Annotated in this window: 16 protein-coding genes; 7 read left to right on the top strand and 9 right to left on the bottom strand. The window is 61.5% G+C overall.

The window, feature by feature from the left end:
• Positions 1-127 precede the first annotated feature (127 nt).
• Together W930_RS0100585 and W930_RS0100580 are read right to left on the bottom strand one after the other, a co-directional pair.
• Entirely contained in the window at positions 128-1,807 is a 1,680-nt protein-coding gene (locus W930_RS0100585) for a hypothetical protein (RefSeq protein ID WP_023873662.1), read from the bottom strand.
• 301 nt (positions 1,808-2,108) lie between these two features.
• Complete coding sequence (locus tag W930_RS0100580) at positions 2,109-2,951, bottom strand: helix-turn-helix domain-containing protein (RefSeq protein ID WP_223272210.1); 843 nt, start codon at positions 2,949-2,951, stop codon at positions 2,109-2,111.
• Between the two features lie 526 nt (positions 2,952-3,477).
• On the opposite strand from W930_RS0100580, the gene W930_RS0100575 reads away from it, so the two are divergent.
• From W930_RS0100575 to W930_RS0100550, 6 genes are all read left to right on the top strand, one after another.
• Positions 3,478-4,530: a porin gene (locus W930_RS0100575; protein WP_023596800.1), complete on the top strand. Its 1,053-nt coding sequence runs from the start codon at positions 3,478-3,480 to the stop codon at positions 4,528-4,530.
• 181 nt (positions 4,531-4,711) lie between these two features.
• Positions 4,712-5,035 (top strand): hypothetical protein, encoded by a 324-nt coding sequence (locus W930_RS0100570; RefSeq protein ID WP_023873659.1) that lies wholly within the window; start codon positions 4,712-4,714, stop codon positions 5,033-5,035.
• Between the two features lie 136 nt (positions 5,036-5,171).
• Positions 5,172-6,428 (top strand): MFS transporter, encoded by a 1,257-nt coding sequence (locus W930_RS0100565; RefSeq protein ID WP_023873658.1) that lies wholly within the window; start codon positions 5,172-5,174, stop codon positions 6,426-6,428.
• Entirely contained in the window at positions 6,425-7,285 is an 861-nt protein-coding gene (locus tag W930_RS0100560; RefSeq protein ID WP_023873657.1) for a dihydroorotate dehydrogenase electron transfer subunit, read from the top strand. Before W930_RS0100565 ends, W930_RS0100560 begins: the two co-directional genes overlap by 4 nt.
• On the top strand, positions 7,278-8,228 hold the full coding sequence (locus W930_RS0100555; protein ID WP_023596804.1) for a dihydroorotate dehydrogenase: 951 nt from the start codon (positions 7,278-7,280) through the stop codon (positions 8,226-8,228). Before W930_RS0100560 ends, W930_RS0100555 begins: the two co-directional genes overlap by 8 nt.
• Positions 8,229-8,354: 126 nt before the next feature.
• A complete protein-coding gene (locus W930_RS0100550) occupies positions 8,355-9,608 on the top strand; it encodes a hydantoinase/carbamoylase family amidase (RefSeq protein ID WP_023596805.1) in 1,254 nt (417 codons plus the stop codon).
• A 44-nt stretch (positions 9,609-9,652) separates the two neighbouring features.
• Here the strand turns inward: W930_RS0100550 and W930_RS0100545 are convergent, their stop codons facing one another.
• The 3 genes from W930_RS0100545 to W930_RS30340 all read right to left on the bottom strand — a co-directional run bounded on the left by W930_RS0100545 (position 9,653) and on the right by W930_RS30340 (position 11,866).
• Positions 9,653-11,113, bottom strand: coding sequence for a M20 family metallopeptidase (locus W930_RS0100545; RefSeq protein ID WP_023873655.1), 1,461 nt, complete (start codon positions 11,111-11,113; stop codon positions 9,653-9,655).
• Positions 11,114-11,333: 220 nt separating this feature from the next.
• Entirely contained in the window at positions 11,334-11,699 is a 366-nt protein-coding gene (locus W930_RS0100540; RefSeq protein ID WP_023596807.1) for a hypothetical protein, read from the bottom strand.
• A complete protein-coding gene (locus W930_RS30340) occupies positions 11,699-11,866 on the bottom strand; it encodes a hypothetical protein (RefSeq protein WP_023596808.1) in 168 nt (55 codons plus the stop codon). The genes W930_RS0100540 and W930_RS30340 overlap by 1 nt, the downstream gene beginning before the upstream one ends.
• Here W930_RS30340 and W930_RS29980 point away from each other — a divergent pair.
• Entirely contained in the window at positions 11,865-12,185 is a 321-nt protein-coding gene (locus W930_RS29980; RefSeq protein ID WP_145929444.1) for a hypothetical protein, read from the top strand. The genes W930_RS30340 and W930_RS29980 overlap by 2 nt on opposite strands.
• Before the next feature lie 942 nt (positions 12,186-13,127).
• Here the strand turns inward: W930_RS29980 and W930_RS30630 are convergent.
• From W930_RS30630 to W930_RS25455, 4 genes are all read right to left on the bottom strand, one after another.
• Positions 13,128-13,445 (bottom strand): hypothetical protein, encoded by a 318-nt coding sequence (locus tag W930_RS30630; RefSeq protein ID WP_023596811.1) that lies wholly within the window; start codon positions 13,443-13,445, stop codon positions 13,128-13,130.
• Between the two features lie 94 nt (positions 13,446-13,539).
• The gene (locus W930_RS25460; RefSeq protein WP_235195470.1) at positions 13,540-14,043 is read right to left on the bottom strand and encodes a DNA/RNA non-specific endonuclease; all 504 of its coding nucleotides are present in this window, start codon (positions 14,041-14,043) and stop codon (positions 13,540-13,542) included.
• A 99-nt stretch (positions 14,044-14,142) separates the two neighbouring features.
• Positions 14,143-18,186: a M48 family metallopeptidase gene (locus W930_RS0100510; protein WP_152552651.1), complete on the bottom strand. Its 4,044-nt coding sequence runs from the start codon at positions 18,184-18,186 to the stop codon at positions 14,143-14,145.
• Between the two features lie 65 nt (positions 18,187-18,251).
• On the bottom strand, positions 18,252-22,103 hold the full coding sequence (locus W930_RS25455) for an SIR2 family protein (RefSeq protein ID WP_161782792.1): 3,852 nt from the start codon (positions 22,101-22,103) through the stop codon (positions 18,252-18,254).
• Between the last annotated feature and the right edge of the window lie 60 nt (positions 22,104-22,163).

Below are 22,163 nucleotides of genomic sequence, written 5' to 3'. Positions count from 1 at the left end.
GGAAGACGAAACGTGCGGGGTCATGTTCGCGACGGAAAGTCAGGAATGCCGGCCACCGACGTGCGGACGGAAATCGGGCCGTCCCCACCTCGCGGCGGGAGGCGGCCCGGCGCCCGGCGAATGCCGGTCAGACGTCGGATGGCTCGTTGGGCTTGCCAGGGGGATTCAGCGAGTTCGGTGAATCCGGCGGCGGCGATTTCGGCAACGGCGGCGGGGTCGACCCGCGCCGCGAGAGCACGACGGGCACCGCCACCGACGGCCTCGGGCTGGTGCGCGGGTGCGCGCCGGCGCGGTGCCACGCCATCACTTGTTCCACCTGCTCGTTGAATCGATCCAGGCGCCCGCCGTAGGCCCCGTCATGCGACTGCGGCGCGCCCGCATCCACCGTATCGAACCCGAAGCGCGTGCTTGACGCCGGACGAGACCCCGGCGATGCGGAATAGACCGACGTCACGCCCGATCGCAACGAGAGACTGGACGTCGACGATGCGTCGTCGCCCTCCTCCCGGAGCTCCGGGATGACATCGACCGGCGCGCGCCGGTGCAGGCGCGTCGCACGGTCCGGCCCGAACACCGGCTGCGGCGACGCCACGGGCTTCCGCCCTCGCGCCTCAGTCCGGCGCTCGCTCCGATGCCCGGCCCCGCGCCGTTCCGACGCCGCATCGTCCACGCTCGGACTGCGCCGATACGAGGCATCGTCCGGCGCGGCACTCGCCCGCCTTACCGTCGCCAGACCGGCATGCCACTCCGAAGCGCGCGCCGACATCGGCGGCACGCGCTGCAAGTCGTCGTCGACCACGCCTTCGACGATCCCCTTGGGCACGGTGTATGCGGGTGGTAACGCCGACGTCGCTGTGCTTCGCATCTGCGAGAGAACCTCGTTCGCCTGCTGCCGGCTCCGCTCCATCTCCCGGATGCGGTTGAAAAACCATGAAGTGTGATCGCCCGCCGCGGCGTACGCCGATTTCGCATCGTTGAGCACGACGGTGTTTTCGTGGCATCCGAAGCCGCGGGCACGCAGCGTATTGAGCGTGACGGCCGCGCCCGTCGGCAGACCGATCAGCATCGCCAGATTGCCGGCTTCGCGTTTCGCGCGATGCGTCCCGCTTGCCAGCCAGGCACGCGACTTCGCCGGCTTCAATACGCATCGGTCACCGCGAAATGCCAGGCGCAGCGGCACATCGGCCCCGCCACGAGCGCGCTCCTTTTCCGCCTCGCGGGCCATCTCGTTGAGCAGGAACAGATCCCGGCGGTCGTACGCGATTTGAGTGAGCTTATTGTTCAGCGATTTCGTGGTGAAGGCGGTCATTTCGTCGCGCAGCCGGGACAGGTCTTCACGCACCAGGTTCAAGCGTGGCGCCAGCGGATGGTTCACCGCGTCGCCCAGCGCCGCATCGAGTTCGGCGATCAGTTGCCCGATGCCCGCCACCGATGCCGCCTGCACGCCGTAAGCCGCCATGTCGAAGCGTCGTAGTCGAGGCACGTCCTCGGGCACCTCCCCGCGCGCGATGCCGCTGAGCGCCTCGTATCTCGCCGTCTCGAATGCCCGATCGACGTCGGCGGCCGCAAGATACGAAGTGCGCCACGCCTTGAGGTGACTGCGCGCATCGCGCGATGCGCCCGCCAGATTGCGCACCGCCTGAATGTCGCGAGACGAGTCGAGCAGCCACGCGTTGAACGTCACCTGCGACGTGCCGGCGATCTCGACGCGCGAGCGCGACGGACAGTTGCGCCATGCACGCGCATTGCCAAGCGCGCCTGGCACCCCGCCAAGCCGTTGAAAATCACTGCCGAAGCTGTCGTGCACCTCCGGCGACTTCGAATGAAAAGCTTGTAATACGACGGGCGCGCACGCGCGCGGTGAAAACAACCGAGCCAATCCCATATGAGTGATCTCCTTGTCGCCAGACCGAACGGTCTTCAGGCGCAGGGAGACTAGAGGGCATGGCGCACGCGGTATGTCGATTGTGTCGGGAGATTTCGCTTTGTGGCACAGGCTCATCCCTTTCCCGCACGCTGGGCGCGTGGCTGGCCGCGCACCCGCCGCATCGCGCGGCCCGCCAGGGAATCAAGACGGGGATGACAATGACAGCGGCACCGACCGTATATCAGAACCGTGCGAGCAATTGGCCGAGCAACGCAGCACCTTCCTTGCCCTTGGCCGAATCGGCCCAAAGCCGATCGATCATCGCGCGGTACATGCCAACGCCGTCGGGCGACGTCGTGATCGTCGCGATGCCAGTACGCAGATTCGGCAACTCACCGAGACGGAACGGCGAGACCGCCACATAGGCTTCGCCCTGGGCTTCGAAAATCTGGAATGTCTCGTTGGGCATGTTGTCGCTCACGATGCCGATCTGCACACCCGTGGTATCGGCCTCGAGAAACTCGACAATACGCGCGACTTCGCGCCGCGCCGCCATCTTGCGTTCGAGCTGCACGCCCGGCGGCAGCCCCAGACGCCCTACCAGGCCATGATGCAGGAACTGCTCGATCTGCCGCAGGCCGATGAGACTGGTCACGGCCAGCCGCTGACGCGAAAAACTCGACTTGCGCTCCTGCAGAATGCCGAGCACACGATCGATGGTGTTGCTCCAGTGCTTGTCCGCAAGCGTGGGCGGAATGCTTTCGTCGAGCATGTGCCGCAGCCAGACGTCGTAGTCGTCCGAGGTCAGCAGAAACGAAATCGGGTCGAAGTGCGCGACGATGCGATCGGAGCGGCTCTCGAGCTGGCGCATGCGTTCGAAGTAGCTCACGGCCGAGTCGTGATATTCGACTTCCACGCCCAGCAGATTCGCCAGCGATACACCCAGCAGCGCCGCGAGCCGCTCGAGCGTGTCGATTTTCACGATCTCGCCGCGCTCCAGCTTGTAGATGGCCGCGCGCGAGATATCGAGCTGCTCCGCCACATCCTCACTGCGTAACTCCGCCGCCAGACGGTACGCGCGCAGGCGCTCTCCAATGGCCCGGAAATTGAAACGCGCGCCTCTCGGCGCCCGCGATGCATGAGTTGCTGCCGCTGCTCGATTCAAATCGCCCCCTGTCAGTTGCCCGCGCGAGACCCGGCCAATCGTGCCGCGCCCGCATCGCAGTGCCGGGATTATACCGGTGGCCGCCGACCCTTCGGCCCTCGCTCGACCGTCGTCCCGCCCTCGTGCGGTGCCCCGCGGATGCGCGCTCGACGGGCGCTCGGCCGCGGGTCGGCGCACGTTCGATGCCGCCCCCTCGCCGGGGCGCCCCAAGCACACCGGTGCGCAACGCCTGGCAACTGTGTCGATTTCGGCACGCGGAATATTTTTCCGATTGTCTATTTTTTTAGACATTGGCACGATCCGATGCACGCGCCCCCCCCGGTGGGATGCGTCTGACTGTCTCGTGGGCATGCGCCCGCCCCGTAATGGGGGGCCAACGGGTGACCGCAAGCGCCGACAGTGATAGTCTGCGCGCCGTCCACAAATTTATACAAACAAAGAGGGAATGATGAACACCTGGCACAAACTGGCTGGCGCCGCGGCGCTGAGCGCTGCGGTACTCGCGCCTGCCGCGCACGCCCAATCGAGTGTGAATTTCTACGGTCTGGCCGACGCTTACGTCGGCTCTGTCAAGAATCCGGGCGGGAATGCGGCCGTGGTGCAGCAAGGCGGCGGCATGACCACGTCGTTCTGGGGTCTGTCGGGCAATGAGGATCTTGGCGGCGGCAACCACGCGCTCTTCGTGATCGAGAGCTACTTCCAGCCGAACAATGGCACTTACGGCCGCTTCGCGGGAGACAGTTTCTTCTCGCGCAACGCCTACGTCGGTCTGTCGAACGGCGCCGGCACGCTTCGCCTTGGCCGCATCACCACGCCGCTCTACCTCGCGACCATCCAGTTCAACCCGTTCAACAACTCGTACACGTTCTCGCCGATGATCTTCCACACCTACAAGGGTCTGGGGACGCAAGGCGTGGTGGGGGACTCGGCCTGGAACAACGCGATTGCGTACACCTCGCCGGCATTCGCGGGCCTGACCGGCACGCTGCTGTATGCCACCGGCAATAGTGCGGCCGACCACAGCGCGAAGAAATGGGGCGCCGCGCTCAACTACAGCAACGGTCCGTTCGCCGCCGCGTTCAACTATCAGTACGTCAACTTCAGCGCCACGCCGGGCGACTTCGGCTCGCAGTTGCCGGGCGTGACCGGGCTGACGAACCAGAACACGGCGCAACTCGGCCTGTCGTACGACTTCGCCGTGGTGAAGGTGTTCGCCCAGTACATGCTCGTGGCGAGCCAGGCCGCCAGCGGCAACTTCCACGCCAATACGGGGCAGTTGGGCGCATCGGTGCCGCTCGGGCGCGGCAGCGTGCTAGCGTCGGTTGCGTACACGGGATCGAACGGTTCGGGCGACAACCAGCGCCGCACCACGTGGGCGCTCGGCTATGACTATCCGCTGTCCAAGCGCACCGACATCTATGCCGCCTACAAGTACGACCACATGAGCGACATGTCGACCGGGCAGACCTACGGCGCCGGCCTGCGCATGAAGTTCTAAGTCACCGCGCCCGGGCGACGCCGCTCGCCCGGAGCGCTTGCCGCACCCGCGCCGGCGGCGCATCCACGCCAGAAACGACGGCCGCCGCCGCACCTCGCCATCAGGGTATGACCCGATAATTTTCGTCTTGCCTGCCCTGCCCGGTTCGTTTAGTCTAAATATTTAGACAAAGGAGAGCATGATGGATCTGCAACTCGCCTGCGCCTGGCTACAGCGCGACACCGTCGGTTTGTCCGACATCGAAGACTTCGCCGCGCGTTGCCTGACTGCCTCACGCACCGCCACGCGCGAATCCGCCGCCCTGCTGTTGCTCGCCCAGGCCGCGCAAACGTTTGCGGAACGTCAATCGGGTGTTGCCGTCAACGGCGAGACATTCCAGGCATTCCTGACCGGTACCAAGGCACACGCCACAACGCTTCGCGACGCCGCATCGGCATCCGACGCCCGCTTCCTCGAAGCGCTCAACGACTTTGCCGCCCAGTCGACGGCCGACGTCCACGCCTGACGTACGATGCGGCCGACACACCGATCCGGGTATTTTTTTATCTCGACAGTCTAAAAAATTAGACAATCGGACGAAACTCGCGGGGCCACGGGCGCTGCGTTGATTCGCCGCCCCCCCCCCCTCACAGGAACCGATCATGGAAGCCAACCTGAACACACCGAGGGCGCAACGTGCGGTTGCCGCGTCCGACGACACCGTCACCCCTTATGCATGGAAGGCGCTCGCCGGCTCGGCCATCGGCTACGCGATGGACGGCTTCGATCTGCTGATCCTGGGCTTCATGCTGCCCGCCATCACCGCCGGGCTTCAGTTGTCGCCCGGTCAGGCCGGTGCGCTGGTGACGTGGACGCTCATCGGCGCCGTGGCGGGCGGCATCCTCTTCGGTGCGCTGTCGGACCGTTACGGCCGCGTGCGCATGCTGACCTGGACGATACTGCTGTTCGCGGTATTCACGGGACTGTGCGCGCTCGCGCAGGGCTTCTGGGACCTGCTGATGTACCGCACGATCGCGGGCATCGGGCTCGGTGGGGAATTCGGCATCGGCATGGCACTGGCGGCAGAGGCCTGGCCGGCGGCCAAGCGTGCGCGCGTCTCGTCGTACGTGGCGCTCGGCTGGCAGACCGGGGTGCTCGCGGCCGCGCTGCTCACGCCATTGCTGCTCATGCATATCGGCTGGCGCGGCATGTTTGTCGTGGGCGTGCTGCCCGCGCTCGTGGCCTGGGTGCTGCGCAACAAGCTGCACGAACCGGAAGTCTTTGTGCAACGTGACAAAGCACCGAAGACCGGCGGGTCGAACGCCTTTCGTCTGCTCGTGAAAGACGCGCGCACCACGCGCGTGAGCCTGGGCATCGTGATTCTGTGCTCGGTTCAGAACTTCGGCTACTACGGCATCATGATCTGGCTGCCGACGTTCCTCTCGCAGAAGCTCGGCTTCTCGCTCACGAAGTCCGGTCTGTGGACGGCCGTCACGGTCATCGGGATGATGTTCGGCGTATGGGTTTTCGGACAGTTGGCCGATCGCATCGGACGCCGGCCGACCTTCCTGCTGTATCAGGCAGGCGCCGTGGTGATGGTGATCGTCTACTCGCAGTTGACCGACCCGACGATCATGCTCTTCGCCGGCGCGCTCATGGGCATGTTCGTCAACGGCATGGTCGGCGGCTACGGCACGCTCATGTCCGAGGCCTACCCGACCGCCGCTCGGGCCACGGCACAGAATGTGCTGTGGAACATCGGTCGCGCCATCGGCGGCCTGGGTCCCGTGGTCGTCGGCGCCCTTGCCGCACGCTATTCCTTCCAGATCGCCATTGCGCTGCTCGCGAGCCTCTATGTGCTCGACATGCTCGCCACGCGCTTTCTCATTCCCGAACTCAAAGGCGTCGAACTCGAATGAACGTTATGCATGATGCGGTTTGCCGCACGCCCACGGTCGCGACACATCGCTGCCGCGTGCTGAGTCATCGCGCCGTGAACGCCCGCTATCGCTATCTGCGCCTGCAGGCCGATGCCCCCGTCGCGCTCACCACGCAGCCCGGACAGTTTTATCAGCTCAAGTGCCCGGTGACCGACAGCGAGGCGCCGTTCCTGCCGCGCCCCATGAGCGTGTACGGCACGGGCCCGGAACCGGACACCATCGAGTTCCTGTACAACGTGACCGGCGTGGGCACACGCGCGCTCGCCACACTCGCCGAGGGCGCCACGCTCGATATCGTCGGCTCGCTCGGCAACACCTTCTCGCTCGACACCGCGTGGCAACGCGTGATGTTCGTCGCACGGGGCGTGGGGCTCGCCACGATGGCGCCGCTCGTGCAGCGCGCCGCGGCGGCCGGACTCCGGCTGACCGTCGTGATGTCCGCGCGCAGCGAAGCCGATCTGATGCGCGACGAATTCCTGCGTTCGCCGCAGGCCCGCGAACTGGCCGACGTGCACTGCGTCTTCGACAGCGACGGTTCTTCCAGCGTCGAAGCGCTCGAGCCCCGCGTGCGCGCCCTGCTCGACGCGGCACCGCACGACGCCGTCTACACCTGCGGCTCGCATCGCTTGCTGATGCTGCTCCAGCGCGTGCTTGCCGAGCATCCGCACATCAAGGGCGAAGTCGCCATGGAGCAGCGCATGGCGTGCGGCATGGGCGTCTGTCTGTCGTGCGTGCGCCTGTTCGATTGCGACGGCGAAAAGCAATTCCTTCGCGTGTGTCGCGAAGGCCCCGTGTTTCCCATTCGCGACGTGGTCGGGGAGGTGGACTTTGGCTGATCTTTCCGTCCGTATCGGTGCGCTGACGCTGCGCAATCCCGTGATGCCCGCATCGGGCTGCTTTGCAGTCGAATACGCCGAAGCCCTCGATCTCGATCGCCTCGGCGCGCTGGTGATCAAGAGTGTCTCGCCCGCCACGCGGGCGGGCAATCCGACGCCCCGCGTGGCCGAGACCGCCAGCGGCATGCTCAACTCCATCGGCATTCCGAGCAAGGGGCTGGACGTCTACCGGCGCGACGTGCTGCCCGCCTACACCCGCTTCGACACCCCCGTTGTGGTGTCGGTCTCCGCCGACACGGCTGAATCGTTCGGGCAGGCGTGCGCGACGTTGTCGCTGCCGGAAGTGGCGGCCATCGAAGCGAACATTTCGTGCCCGAACCTGGAGGCCGACGGCATGGCCTTCGCCATGCAGCCGGAGACGACGTACAAGGCGGTGAGCGCGATTCGTCGACGCACCACGCACCCGCTTTGGGTCAAGCTCACGCCGAACGCCGGTCAGATCGCGCTCATCGCGCGCGCCGCGGAAGATGCCGGTGCCGACGCCATCGTCATGGGCAACACCGTGCTCGGCATGGCGATCGACGTGCGCACTCGCAAGCCCAAGCTCGGCAACGTCATGGGCGGCCTGTCCGGGCCGGCGATCAAACCGCTCGCGATACGACTCGTGCACCAATGCCACCGTGCGGTGCGGATTCCGATCATCGGATGCGGCGGCATCGAAACGGCGGACGATGCCGTCGAGTTCATGCTCGCCGGCGCCACCGCCGTGCAGGTGGGCACCGCGTCGTTTCGCGATCCTGCCGTGATGGGACGCATCGTCGACGGTCTCGACGCGTACTGCAACGCGCAGGGCGTCGAGACCATCGCCTCGCTCACCGGCGCCGTGGCGCTCGACGCACAACTGACCGATCGCTGGCTGCGCTTCGCGCAACAGTCGGGCTGAAACGAAGGGCACGCGTGCGGCTTGACGCACAGCACGCGACACGCAAAACGCGGAGCGACATCCGCAACGACCTACGCAACGAAATACGCAACCCCAGCGGCTCCGGTCGCGACAAGAAGCATACTCATGGAACTCAACGCGCTGGCCCCGATGGCCGAGCAACTCTTCGACGACCTTCGCCGCCTGGGCGACGACGGCGTCGGCATCACTCGCGACAGCTACGGCGAAGGCGAGACGGCGGCGGCTTCCTATCTGACGGAATGGGCGGGTCATCAGGGGCTGACAGTCTCGCGCGACCGGGGCGCCAACCTGGTGTTCACCCTTCCCGACGACGATGGCCAGGCGCCGGCCACCTGGATCGGCTCGCACCTCGACTCCGTGCCGCAGGGCGGCAACTACGACGGTCTGGCCGGCATCGTCGCCGGCCTGCTGTGTCTTGTGGATCAACGACAGGCGCAGCGCCCCACGTCCACGCCGGTACGCGTGCTCGCCTTACGTGGGGAGGAGAGCGCGTGGTTCGGGCGGGCCTACATGGGATCGAGCGCGCTCTTCGGCAAGCTGAGCGAGGCGGATCTCGCCATGACGCATCGCTCGCACGGACGCACGCTCGGCCAATGCATGGCCGAGGCGGGCGCCGACGTGCAGGCCATTCGCGAAGGGCAGACGCTGTTCGACACATCGCGCGCCCGGGCGTGGCTCGAACTGCACATCGAACAAGGACCGGTGATGCTCGCGCGCGACATGCCGGTGGCGATCGTGCCCGGCATTCGGGGAAATGTGCGGCACAACCGCGTGACGTGTGTCGGCGAGGCGGGACACTCGGGTGCGGTGCCGCGCTGGTTGCGGCATGACGCCATGTTCGCCGTGGCCGATCTCATCACGCGACTCGACGAGCATTGGCGAGCCCTGCTCGAACGCGGCATCGATCTCGTGGTCACCACCGGCATCGTTGGCACCGACCCCGCCGAGCATGCCATCTCGCGCATTCCCGGCAAGGTGGATTTCAGTCTGGAGGTCCGCAGCCAGAGTCCCGACACGCTCGACGTGTTCTACGAACTGATGCGTACCGAATGCCGCGCCATCGAGCGCGACCGCGGTGTGCAATTCGTGTTCGACCGCCGGTTGTCGTCGGCCCCGGCGATCATGGATGCGCACGTGTCGTCGCTGCTGGTCGACGCGTGTCGTGCGCTGGATCTGCCGCAGGAGCGCGTGCCCAGCGGCGCGGGCCACGACGCCGCTATCTTCGCCAACGCTGGCATTCCCAGCGGCATGGTGTTCGTGCGCAACGCCAACGGTTCCCACAATCCCCACGAAAGCATGGCAATCGATGACTTCATGCGCGGCGTGCAAGTGATGGCAGACACCACTTACCGGCTCTGATGGCACCACGTCGCGCGCCTTCCCGCGCGCGACGAGGCGACGCGTCAGGGCGCCAGCGCAATGACCTCCGCCACGGCCGCCGTGAGCTTCTTCGCATACGGCACGTGCAGGAACTCGTTCGGACCATGCGCATTCGACTTCGGCCCGAGCACGCCGCACACCATGAACTGCGCACTCGGGAAGCCGGCTTGCAGCGTGTTCATCAGCGGAATCGTGCCGCCCTGCCCGATGAAGGCAACGTCGGCGCCGTAATGGCGTTGCGACGCGACGCTCAGCGCCGACGACAGCCAGGGCGCCACCTCCGGCGCGTTCCAGCCGGAGGCCGCGCCGGCGTCGGGCTTGAACGTCACTTTGGCGTTGTAGGGCGGATCGACTTCGAGCAGCGACTTCAGCTCGCTCACGGCCTGCACCGCGTCAACCAGCGGCGGCAGCCGCAGCGAGAGCTTGAATGCCGTGCGCGGGCGCAGCACGTTGCCCGCGTCAGGCAGCGCGGGCATGCCGGCGGCACCGGTGACCGACAGCGACGGGCGCCATGTCGAGTTGAGCAGCGCTTCCTTGGGATCGGTCGTGGTGGGCAGCACGGACAGACCGTCCTGGCCGCAGGCCCACGGCAGCTTCTTCCAAACGTCGTCGCCAAGAATGCGCGCCGTCGCCTCGGCTTCATCCAGGCGCTGCAGCGGAATGGCAGTGTGAAAACCCTTGGGCAGCACCGTGCCGCTACCCGCGTCCTCCAGGCGCTCGAACAGCTGGCGCATGATGCGGAAGCTGGACGGCGCGATACCGCCATAGCCGCCGGAGTGAATCCCCTCGTCGAGCACCTGCACCTCAAGACTTCCCGAGATCAGGCCACGCAACGACGTGGTCAACCACAACTGATCGTAGTTGCCGGCGCCAGAATCGAGGCACACGACCAGTCCCACACGCCCGAGCCGGTCGCGCAGCGCGTCGACGTATGGCAGCAGATCGTAGCTGCCTGACTCTTCGCACGTCTCGATGAGACCGACGCAGCGCGGGCGCGCCACGCCCTGCGCGTCGAGGGCGGCCAGCGCGGTAATGCTCGAATAGATGGCGTAGCCGTCGTCGGCGCCACCACGGCCGTAGAGCTTGCCGTCTTCGAACTTGGGCGTCCACGGGCCGAGATCCTTGCGCCAGCCGTCGAACTCCGGTTGCTTGTCGAGGTGCCCGTAGAGCACGATCGTTTCGCTGCTGCCCGAGCGCGTTGCCGGTGCTTCGAAGAAGATGACCGGCGTACGGCCTTCGAGACGGATCACTTCGAGCGTCAGCCCCTTGACTGGCTGCCGCTCCGTCCACTGCGCGGCATCGCGCACCACCCGGTCGATATAGCCGTTGCGCGCCCAGTCCGCATCGAAGCCGGGGCTCTTGGCCGGCACGGCAATGTAGTCGGTCAGCGCGTGGAGGATTTCATCGTTCCATTTGCGCTCGACGAACTCGCGCAATGCGGCCGTGTCGAGCGACGGCTGGGTCGGGGTGACGATATCGTTCATGGGGGGCGTGTCCTTGGGAAGGTCCGGCGCACTCGCCGGGACGAATGCCGGCGCACCGTATGGCGTCATGATAGCCATTCCGGCACCGGCTGGCGACCGGCCGACCGACGCTCACGAGGCCTTGGCACGGACTCGGCAGACCGAACGGACCCGCGGGCGGAACGGTGGGGACCGTGGGAACGGATGGAAGGAAATGTCCGCAAGGGACAAGCTGCCACACTCAGTTGCCGGTGCCCGGCGGGTCGAATCGGAAGACGATTTCACCGGCGGCGCCGCTGGCCTTCACGCACTGCGCCGTTTGCCGGCCTTGAGCGGGTACGTCGAGCGTGTGTTCGGTGTCCGCCGCATTGCAGCGCCAGAAGAAGGTCACTTTCCGCGCACAATGGTTCGTCACCTCGTAACGATAGTGCGTCACGTCCGCGGGCAACGCACGCAGTGCGCCGCAGGGCTGGCCCGAGGCGTCCAGCGGTTCGGTGGGCATCGCCGGCACCGACGACGCCTGCGCGCACGCCGCCCCGCTCGCGACAAGCGCGAGTGCGAGCAGGCAACCTGAGATCCCCGAGCGGTAAATTCCGATGCGGTCCATCAGATCCAGCGCCAGGCGATGGCCACGGCACCGACGGCAACGCCGATTCCGATGACCACGCCGAACCACGCCAACTGCGCGCGCCGCGCCCGTCGACGGCTCGATTCCGAAGTGTCGTAGAAACGACCCAATCCGCCCGAGTACAGCTTTTCCCAGCGAATTTCCATGACGCACCTCACAAAACAATCAAAGCGGCCCGCACAATCTGTTCTTTTCTTCTTTATCGAAAGTTTTGAGGCGCAAGACAATTCGGGTCAATCCGGGCAAATTCCGATAGGTGAAATACCCAAAATTCCGACATTGCGCCTTCGCCTCAAGATCGCACTATTCTTTCGGAATTGCAATAGCGTGAACTTGCGGAATGCAGCCATCAAACCACGACAAACCTTTTCAATGACGACGGTTATCGTCTTGCTTAACGCTGCCGTAGATGACTTTGGTCCGATTTTTTCGGGCGATGTGGCCCTCGCTGCGCTGGATATTTAATTCCCGCCACCTCGACATAGGCACGCCAATTCAATCACACCGGCATTTCCGAAACGCAATACAGATGTAACCATACGTTTCAAAAATGCACGACCGTTCGTTTAGATCGGGGGATGGAAGGCACGCGGCGAGACGGCCGCACCGCCCGGCATTGGAGGGCGGCGGCAAGCGTTTCCGGCGAAAGGGAAGCCTGATTTCAGGCGGCGCAACGATGCGCGGCAACCCGCCGTAAGCGGGGCCGCGCACGAAAAAGAAGATCGGGAAGATCGGTGACTTTAGCGTCCCAGGAAGGCCGCGCCGACAGACAAAAGGACGAAACCGCCGACGCTGCAAGCGATCGCGATCGCCAAAAGGCGTTGAAAGAGCTGCTCGCGCTCAGTGGCGCTGCGATGGGAACGGGGTACTTCGTGATGAATCGTTCCCCAACCACTCGAATACACTTTTTTCCAACGGATGTGCATATGTTACCTCGCGTTGTTTAGTGTTCGTAGCCTTGCCGGTCATCGACTCTCGCTATCGGAATCGACGAGACGCAGGGCTAGTATGCGCTTTGTCGGACAGCCGTAAACCCCTCATCCGTGGTGCGTCGCGGCATGCCGGATCACACATTCGCGGCAATTGCGAAACAAGTCGTCGGCAAGAAGAAAACCGACAAGGTGACGCGATTCGCGATTTTTGTCGGACCCTGTCAATGCGACAGAATGTCGCAGGTGCGACAAGTTGTCGCGCAACCCGCATGGACGCTCGCATACGTAATTTTTCAGGGTGCGACAGAGGGAACGTTGTCGCAGACGCGACCGGACGAGAACATGCGCATTTGCGGCGCGGACAACGGTGGCGCGACGCGGCGGCGATCGCGTCGTGCGGCGCAACATCGATTTTTGGGTTTTACGACAAATCTCGGGTAAATCCGGGGGCCGGGGCGCCCCCTTCCCGTTCGACTCAGGATTCGAATGGGTTTTGGACCTGCCGCGCCGTTGTGCTGTCCGTGGCCAGCGTCGGCGTCGTCAGCTCGGCGCCCGCGAGCGATGCCACGACGGCATCGAGCACGGCCTTGAGCGCCTGGGCCTGGCGCAGGCCTTCGACGTCGCGGCGAATCTCCAGGTTGCCGAAAAGGGCAATGTGGTCCGTGTGATTTTCCACGTTCAGTTCGCCAAGCGTGAGCGCGTCGGACTCGTTGGCGAAGGGGACGAAGGCGACCAACGCGACGTCGGGGACACGCTGCGTGGATGACGGGTTGGCGGGAGACGATGCGGACATTGGGGGGCTCCTGAATCGTTGGGAGAAAGGTGGACGAGGCGCCTGCCCCCCGACCCGAGATGGAGTCGCGGTGGCGAGGCGGCCACGGCAGCGCTTAGCGGATGATCGTACGCAGGAAATCGAGCACCGTCTGCACTTCGCGGTACGACGGCACCTCCGGATCGCGCTTGCGCTTGCCGCCAGCGGCCTTCGGCCTGGGCAACGTCATGGCAGTGGCCTTCACGTCTGCCGCCATACCCGGGAAAAAGTCGATACCGGCGATCTTCTCGAGTTCGGCCACGCTCACGACCGAATAGTCGCCTGTCGCCTCGTTCGCGACAAGATAGGCCCCCGCCTGCTTTCGCTTCGGATCGTAGACGACCTTGTACAACTGCGTGGGTACCATCACGCGATCACCGACCTGCGTGATCGTCTTGCCCTTGAAGAGGGGTCCGGTGATCACGTACAGCTCACCGCGATCCTGCGCCAGCTTGCGCACGCTCGATTCGATGCCGGCCCACAGGTAGCGGTTGTTCTCGCTGTTCTGCGGCACCATGTTCGCCAGGGAGAAGCTCTCCGACTGCGTGCGCGAGTCCGGCATGTCGGCCGATGGCGCCATGTGAAATACCCGGCAAAGAAATATACTCAAAACACCACACACTGATGGTACATCATCTTCCAGATGAGGTTTGTGCAGTCTCTTGGCTGGGCGTGGAATCTATCGAAGAGGGCCGCTCGTGAGTTCGCTCAAGGGCAGGCCAAGCGCTTGAGCAATCTGCCCGAGCAGAGTACGCAACGTCCCACGTCCGGCTAACACTTGTGAGACGGAAGACCGGATAATTGGAACCGTAATCTTAGGAACTGGCAGTTGAAACGGGTTTTGCAGCACGCCTAACCACTGGCGCGCAAATTCTCGGGCCAAATGGAGATTGAATAAGTCTTGGCAGGCAGCGCTCGGGTCACTCATGATTGCGGCGGTAAGCCAATCCTGAATTCGGAAAAGGTCGGCTGGACTTAGGGGATAAAGCCTCAGCTTGGCGACCGCTCCGCATCGCTTCCCAACGTCGGCCCTAGGGTCGGCCGCCAAATTCCACAACTCGTCTCTAGCTTCCAATTTCGCGCCAGCATAGAGCCGACCTAAAAGGTCTTCGAGACCGTTCAGCATTACAGGAGAACCCCGAACGAGGTCGAGCCAATCAGTTAATCGGTCCATCAGTTCGCAACCAGCGCAGCATGCACCGGCAACAAGAATACCCAACCACTGATTAGCAGCCACCATTCCAACGCCAACGGACGACTCGTGCTCCTTCAGATTTTGCGAGCCCAAACTTTGTATTGTTGCCGTGGCCTCAAGAAATCGTGCGTAGCAACCAATAAAATCGGCTCCCACATTCGAAAACGAGGAAGCGAGCCGCGCCTCAGCAACTAGCCATCGCACATATGGATACGGTGATGCTCCCATGTCCGCTGCTGCCGAGGAATTGACGAGTGCCGTATTAACGCCAAGGCAACCGGACAACTTCATCACCTGCCCGTGCAACAGAGCCGTCCGCAACCTCTGCCCCGCCGCGGACTGCGGAACCCTTAGACCGGGGTCACTGGGGTAGCCCGCCAGAAACTTCGGCTTCGCCTCCGCAGGAGTCCATTGCGCGTACTCGATATATCTGCAAACCTCGGAAGCCGCTCTTTGATAGGCCTCCGCTCGGTCGTCCCCCTCCTCGGCAGCACTCGATGGCAAGACCTCGAGTGCACTTCCCAGAATTTCTACAGCCTCGCGCAAACTGCCGCCTAACGAGGCAGAAAGTGCACAGTCCACCAGGAGTCCGAATCGAATCCACCCATCACCAAGAGTGCTCGCGAAAGCAGCTGCAGTTCGGAACAGCTCCTCTGACTTCGCCCATTCTCCGAGGCGAGCCGCACTGATAGCGACGCGCCGATAAGCGAACGGGTCTGAAACCGACCGATTATTAGCGACAAGCTGACGCCAAAGAATCAAGACCTGCTCATCGTCGTTAGTCTGAAACAGCACGTTGACTCGCTGCTCGCTGAGTATCGGAGATGAGCCAAACTCCTGCTCGGCAGCGTCGAGTACTTGAAGGGCTTCGTCCGAGCGCGAAAGGTATTCTGTCAGGACGATAGCCTTGGCCTTGGCTGCCTCGCGTCCCAAGTTCGGCGAAGCCCTATCTATCGCGTAATCCCTCGCTAGGTCAAATAGGCTCAACCACGAAATCCAGTCAGTAGCATCCTTGTGCACAGCGACCCACGCGCTCTGAACAAATGCTCCTGAAATCTGCACAATGGGCCACTCAAGTATCGAATCGAAATCGCGTCTTAGCTCGTCCGTCGCGCAGATATTCAGCCAATCGAGGAGGTCGCGCAATCGTGCGGCGCCGCGCATCCAGCGCACACTTAAAGCTAGGAGAATTTGGGGCTCAGTTGCCGTCGCAGGTATGTCATCCGTGATGGCATTGGTGGCACGAAGGAACGATGCGTGGCCCTCGACCACCGCGGCTCCAATTTCGCCGTCTGGACGGAGGCTTGTAAGGGCAAGTATGGCGTCCAGTCGCATTCTGAAGGGCACCTTTGCAGTGTCGGCTATCACAATGGACGACCACATGACGACCTGCATGCCCATGCGCATCTGAGCATGCGATACACGGTCAGATTCTTCAACCCAACGTGCGCATATGTTCGGCAATGTGTCAGAGTCAAGCGTTACCGCAACATCGAATTGCAGGGCTCGGAATGCCGAAGCCGCCGCGGCGTCATTTATGACGCGCTCCCCGGCCGCAAGTGCCACATACGGAAGCCAGAGAAGGCTTCGCTTCACCGCTTCACGTGCTTCGTCGTTTTCAAGAATTCGAAGCGTCATTGCCGCAGCGGCAAGGCGTTGCGGCTCTTGGCCAACGAAGGCATGGAAAAGCAGAGCAGCCGCTTCCCCCGGACTAAGTGAATCCTTGCTGCGTATCGAATCGTGCAAACGAATGTGCGCAATAGCTCGCTGCTCCGGCGACCAAGCTTCAGCAGCAGCACCGTTCAAAAGTGGCGTTGCCCGAAACCGGTTGCCCTCAATGCAATCTAGCCACTTACCGGCGAGTCGGTCCAGCACATCCCCCGGATTCCTGATACCCCCAACCAATTCCGCGAGTTTGATAGCAACGTTTCGATGAAGCAATACGGAGCACTCGGACGCACTGTATAAAAACTCGACAATTTCCGGCGCCGCGGATTCTCCTAGCAACCGGCGCGTTAGACGTCTGACCGAGTCGGCAGCGAACGACGGAGTGACCAAATACTCAGCAGAAGGGCGCTGCCAACCTCGCTCAACAAGCTCAGATATACGTACCTGAACCAATTTGGGATGACCGGCCGAAAGGGTACAGACCGTGGCCCCCCAAAACCCGGCGTCTTCGTCGGGGCAACCTTCCTGAACACAAAGCTGCTCCACTTCCTTGGGATACAGTTCTGGCACATCGACAACGTCAATCCCATCCCATTGGGCAGCCTGTGCCACATCGATTGTGCTGCCTTGCGCACTGATTATGAGTACGCGGCCGGAAGTTCGCGTCCTGTGGAGCACCAACGCAAGTGAGCTGTGGTAAGCGCGAAGTACTGATGGGCTAATATCCAGGTCATCAATCACAATCAGTGCAGGGCACGCCTGGCCGTCAATCTCCGCAGCGAGATTCAACAGTAAATTGTCGATTTGGTCGGCTTGGCGGCCACTGAGATTTATCCACCATGCATCGGGACACAGCGTGCTTGCAACCTGCTGCGCCACCGTTGTCTTACCTTTGAAGACCGTACCGGTCAATAGTATGGAACGACGCTGATTAACCGCCGCTTCAATGCGGCGAACGAGGTCCGTCCGCTGAATGAGCGGACTCGGCGGTTGCGGTACCTTTTCTCGGAGAAGACGCAGAAGACCAACACCTTGCCGCCCCCCGCTCAGCACATCAGCTATTTGGTCAGCGGGAACCGGAAGGTAGGTCGTTGTGGCTATGTCGACCTGCTCGAGCAAGTCTGCTAGCGTTAAGCGTCGCTCACTCGACACCGTCTTAACCACGAGCTGCCAGAATCGAGATTCCAGCTGAATTCGGACCTGGGGAGAAAGGGAACCACTGCGCTTCAGATAATGCAATAGGACCCGAATTCGTTCGTCCACACTTTGCTGCACAGCTTCAATGCCCGGTTGGCCGGTCAACCAGTGGAATCGGGAGAAAAATCGCTCCTGCATCTCCACTGTAGTGGCCGACGCAAGAAAGGACCGCAGAATTGACTGCGGGGGAAGGTGTTCGACAAGATACTCGGCGACAAGACGGGCTAGTTCCGAATTGGTACGGGCCGCGCGCCAAGCATCCAGGCCACTGAGCCCCCCGAAGTCTCCGTCAGCCTCAACACTAACCGCACTGGTCGTCAGGTAATGGTACTCAACCTGGCGCGTGGGCTCACTCGTCACCAGCGACCAGAAGTGCTGAAGCGCCTCCTTAGCTTTGGCTGCGCCAAGCGAAATCGGAGCTGCGGTGTGCCTCACCTGAATGGTGACAGCGCTATCCGTCCCGACAACATCGAAGTCTTCCGCACCTTCGAGATAAATGACTTGGTCCGCAGTGGACAACTGCAACCAAGCGTCTATTGAACACCACGCTTGATAGACGGTTCCACGAATAGATGGAACCGCCTGTCGGCGCGGGTCGCCTGAGAGCTCTCTCACAATCCCAAAATTGTCGATAGGTGTGGTTGAATCGGTCACGATGGTCAAGCGAAACTGACTTGCCAACGACTGACTAGCGTCTGACCCGCTAGCCGAGTCCATGGACACACGAGCTATGACTGCTTATTCACAATAAGCAAATTGTCCGATTTAGCCACCTGCATGGCCCACCTCCACGATGCCAAGTCATGAACTCGCGTGAATCTCTCGCCCATCGCAACTAGTGTCGTCACTACTGCGGCTCGCAACAGTGGCTTGGACGCGAAAGCCGCGGAATCCTCTGTCGGTGTGCCAGACCGAAGCCTTTGCAGAAGCAAAGCAAGCGAGGAGCATAGCGTTTCGCATTTAGCCTCGAAATGTCGTTCTGCCCCTAGCCGCAGAAGCTCGGCGATGTTCAATAGTCGAAGGTACAACAACGGCGCATTTTCTCCATGAACGCTATCAACAAGGTAGTTGACGTAACGGTGAGTTGCCTCGGTCTGCTGCTCCTCAGAGAGCAACCAATGTCCAGCAGCATTGAGCGCGGCGTTCACGGCTCGACGTTCGGTGGTTGAACTTAGCGCAACAATTACCGTATCGATAGCTTCTGCCGAACGTTCAGGCCACCAGTGAAGGCCCGCAAAGACCACGGGTACCAGTGGGAAATCCAATTGGAGGCCACTATCCCACAATTCGGCGAACCAGTCAGATATTCGCTGCCGCTCGTGGTCGGAGCGCGCAATACGCGGCGAGACGATACGATGCAGTACGTGCGCGATAAGCGTCAGTCGACCAGTTAGAATGTTCCATGCAAACTCTCCACGGACTTCATCTCTCGCCCTTTCCAGCAGGAATGGCCCCTCATCTTTCCACCATATTTCAACTTTATTTACAACGTCGAGTAACGCAGCCCGCTTCCATATCAGCCTGACGCCCTTATTTCCACTAATCAGCACGTTCGTGAGGAACGATTCCCGGACACTTCGAATCGACGGTCTCTTCTCGCCGTTCACCTCGCTGACACCGACTATCGGCTCAATGACTTCATTTCTAATCCAATTGCAGAATGCGTCACCTGCAATCTGTTCACTTATTGCGGGCCACTTCAAGACCACTCCGCGATAGAAACCAGGAACAGTCGGCAGACTATGAGAGCTACCGTCCCGCCAAAGCAGACCTGCAAACTGCTCCTTCTGAAGCTGCGTCATCAAACCGTGGTCGTGCATCCATCCAAGCCGAGCGTAGTAATAGCTTAACGCGTCATCAGTCGACGAAATTGCCTCTACCTGGCTAAGGACGGAATCAATCAACCCTTGCCAGTCGGCACCATCATCGGGCTTCACTCCACCAGAACTCAAGAGTTCGACTAGGCTCGGCCATGGCGACCGATGCAGCAGGGCCGTGTTTCTCGGACTGAGCTGCAGCAATCGAAAACTGTTTGCGGCCAATTCGCGGTTTGGAAGCAAACGCAACGTTCGCTCAAAAAAATTCGCGAGAGGTTCATGTAGCGAATATTCCTCCTGAACTTGCTGCAAATCGTAAAGCTGAATGGCTACATCCAACATTGAGAGTGCGTGCTGAACATTGAGCCTAAAAGCCAATCTTGACGCCAAATCCAGAGCGAGCTGCACTCTAACAACAGTTCCATGGTCCCAGCCAAGCACCGAACTCCCTTCGTCAGATTCTCGCTTAATTTCGAAAATGGAACGATGAAACAAATCTTCGGCTCGTTCAAAAGAAAGCTGCTCTACGAGCGCAAGCCCGAGTGACTCCACCGCTGATTCGTTGTTTGCCCTACAAAGTATCCGCAAGTTCTTGTCGGAACCATCCACCAGCGACAGAATTCGAAAACAAGAAGCTAAATCCTGCCTTGTAAGCCCGACGTTTCCGAGAACCGGGACAAAAGAGGCCTTTTCGACCAAGCGATAGAAGGCAATCGCCGCTAGACCTACCTCAGACCGCACATGCGGTAGGCCAGGCCCCGCGCTAACGAGATTGGCGTCAAATTTGAGCTTGTTGTGTTGCAGGAGATAATCACTGGTGTCTAATTCTCGACGAAGTATCTCTATCTGAACGTTGGGATGTTCGATATTGTCTAGTGCATCTATATCACGATGCACAATATCTTCCGGCTCTCGGCTTGTCTGGGGAACATCCTCTTCGCGTGGCACCGTTTCGCGCAAAGTAACCTCCGGCGGCACCGGGGTCGCCGTAGCGTCACTTGCATTTCTTCGAGGAAGGGGCTTAGTTTCCGAGGCGAGATTCAAAGCGTCCAATAGACGTTCCGCCCAGTGTTCCCGCGACAGGAGGTAAGCGGACTCCCCCTCAAACTGAATTGCTTCCCGAATAGCACGCAAGCCAGTTCGCACGAACTCTCGTCCGCGCTCCGTCCAGCCCAATTCCCCGTATAGTGCACCGATTCGCACCGACCAATACAGGTCCCCATCGCCCGCGACCGAAGCCAGTTGGGTCAGAAGGTCAAATCCCTCACCGCGTCGACGTTGCTCAAGCTTAAGCAGGATTTTTTCATGTATCGCGAGTCGACGAACCTCAGGCATGTCCCTCACTGACATCCATTCCTGTAGAGTCTGCATCCAGCCGTCGAATTTGGAAGCGTCGCCGCATTCTCTCGCATCTCGCAACATCGAAACCGCGAGCTGGGCCCATATCGACCTTAACTCGGCATCCGTTGGCTTGATGGAACACATGGCATCGGGAAACGCTGATGCAGGGACCAGTCCCGCACCGTCCACATATGCTTGAAGTTCGGGCGCTATTTCATCCGCAAAATATTTTCCCACCGAGTTCAGCGACTCATCGAGAATCCACATCACTTCCCAAAGGAAAACGAGTCGGAACCATAACGGCAGACTGTCCTTGAGCCGGCGATAAGCGAGTCTGGCAGGTCCTATTCCAGATTGAAGTGTTAGCCGAGCCCGATTGCCAGCTGGCGCAACGAGCCAGCCCGGATAATCGTCTCTATTCCTCCGCGCGCACGCCGTCCATTCCACAAGTTGCTCGACTGTCGGCTCAACAGACCGCAACGTGTCTGTTGGTCGCATGTATGGCCAATTAGCCCGGCGTGGTGGGGGGCTGTCTTCCCAGAAACTAACCAGCGCCTTGAGTGCCGCGTTGGCGTTACTCTTTCCGTCCGAATTACCCAGTTGGCTAATATCGATTGGGAAAACGCTCCTTCGCTCCAATGTGAGGCGCTGCCCCTCCGGAACGGGCTTCAGCGTTATGAGATAGATTGGAGGTGTTTTGAGCCCAAGTCGGTCTCGCACCCAGCCGGTCCAGGCCAAGAAGTTCGGGTCATCCCCTGAAAATCCTACGAGACAAAACACGTTCTCCAGCATTGATTGCTGGACGGTATTGACAAACGGTGCGAACTTGGTGGGGTATGACCTGTAATCCTCCTCCGTCACGATTAGCCGCGACCCAGTGCGGAGGCTGCCATGCAACTTCACGATACGTGGTCGCCCATTGCTCTTGGAAAATGGCACATCTTCGGCAGCAACAACCACTTGGTACCGCCTCTTGATTTGCGGATTAAATGCCCTGCGGTCGGTGTCTAGTGCACGCTCAAGAAGCGTGTCGTAGTTTGTTGTATACACATCCGACCAGTTGAGTGACAGCAGCTTTGTATGCAGGTCGCCCGGCATGACCACGCCTGCGTCTGGCAACAACTCATGTAGTCGCTTGTCCAACTGCGCTCGCGAGAGGACAGCTTCGTACTCCTCAGCCAATCGAAGCATGCCACTTGTGCCACCGAGTCTGCGTCGAGCAGCTAGCTTGTCCGCTTCGGAGGGGAACAAGTCGTTAAGCAAGCTTTCAATGAGACCGTCCCACATCGGGAGCAGGCTGCCATTTTGCGCGTTGAGACTGAAACCCGACCCAATCATTACAGCCGCATGGCCACTACCGAGAGCTTCGCGAATTCTGTATAGGTGGCCTCCGTTTGGAATGCCGCGAATGATGTTTTCCACTTCAGTCTTTGAGCTCAGAACACCGTCGCTAGAATTCTTCATAATTCGCAAAACGAAATA

Origin of the sequence: Pandoraea sp. E26, from assembly GCF_000681415.1 — a bacterium.
Taxonomy (GTDB): Bacteria; Pseudomonadota; Gammaproteobacteria; order Burkholderiales; family Burkholderiaceae; genus Pandoraea; species Pandoraea pnomenusa.
The sequence above is the reverse complement of the archived record's forward strand: the minus strand, read 5'-3'. Positions and strand labels throughout refer to the sequence as shown.

Excerpts from the sequence above, each read along its gene's own strand:
- W930_RS0100570 (WP_023873659.1), top strand. The coding sequence starts at position 4,712 with ATGGATCTGCAACTCGCCTGCGCCTGGCTACAGCGCGACACCGTCGGT.
- W930_RS30630 (WP_023596811.1), bottom strand. The coding sequence starts at position 13,445 with ATGTCCGCATCGTCTCCCGCCAACCCGTCATCCACGCAGCGTGTCCCC.
- W930_RS0100565 (WP_023873658.1), top strand. The coding sequence starts at position 5,172 with ATGGAAGCCAACCTGAACACACCGAGGGCGCAACGTGCGGTTGCCGCG.
- W930_RS0100545 (WP_023873655.1), bottom strand. The coding sequence starts at position 11,113 with ATGAACGATATCGTCACCCCGACCCAGCCGTCGCTCGACACGGCCGCA.
- W930_RS25460 (WP_235195470.1), bottom strand. The coding sequence starts at position 14,043 with ATGGCGCCATCGGCCGACATGCCGGACTCGCGCACGCAGTCGGAGAGC.
- W930_RS0100575 (WP_023596800.1), top strand. The coding sequence starts at position 3,478 with ATGATGAACACCTGGCACAAACTGGCTGGCGCCGCGGCGCTGAGCGCT.
- W930_RS0100560 (WP_023873657.1), top strand. The coding sequence starts at position 6,425 with ATGAACGTTATGCATGATGCGGTTTGCCGCACGCCCACGGTCGCGACA.
- W930_RS0100550 (WP_023596805.1), top strand. The coding sequence starts at position 8,355 with ATGGAACTCAACGCGCTGGCCCCGATGGCCGAGCAACTCTTCGACGAC.
- W930_RS0100540 (WP_023596807.1), bottom strand. The coding sequence starts at position 11,699 with ATGGACCGCATCGGAATTTACCGCTCGGGGATCTCAGGTTGCCTGCTC.
- W930_RS29980 (WP_145929444.1), top strand. The coding sequence starts at position 11,865 with ATGACGCACCTCACAAAACAATCAAAGCGGCCCGCACAATCTGTTCTT.
- W930_RS30340 (WP_023596808.1), bottom strand. The coding sequence starts at position 11,866 with ATGGAAATTCGCTGGGAAAAGCTGTACTCGGGCGGATTGGGTCGTTTC.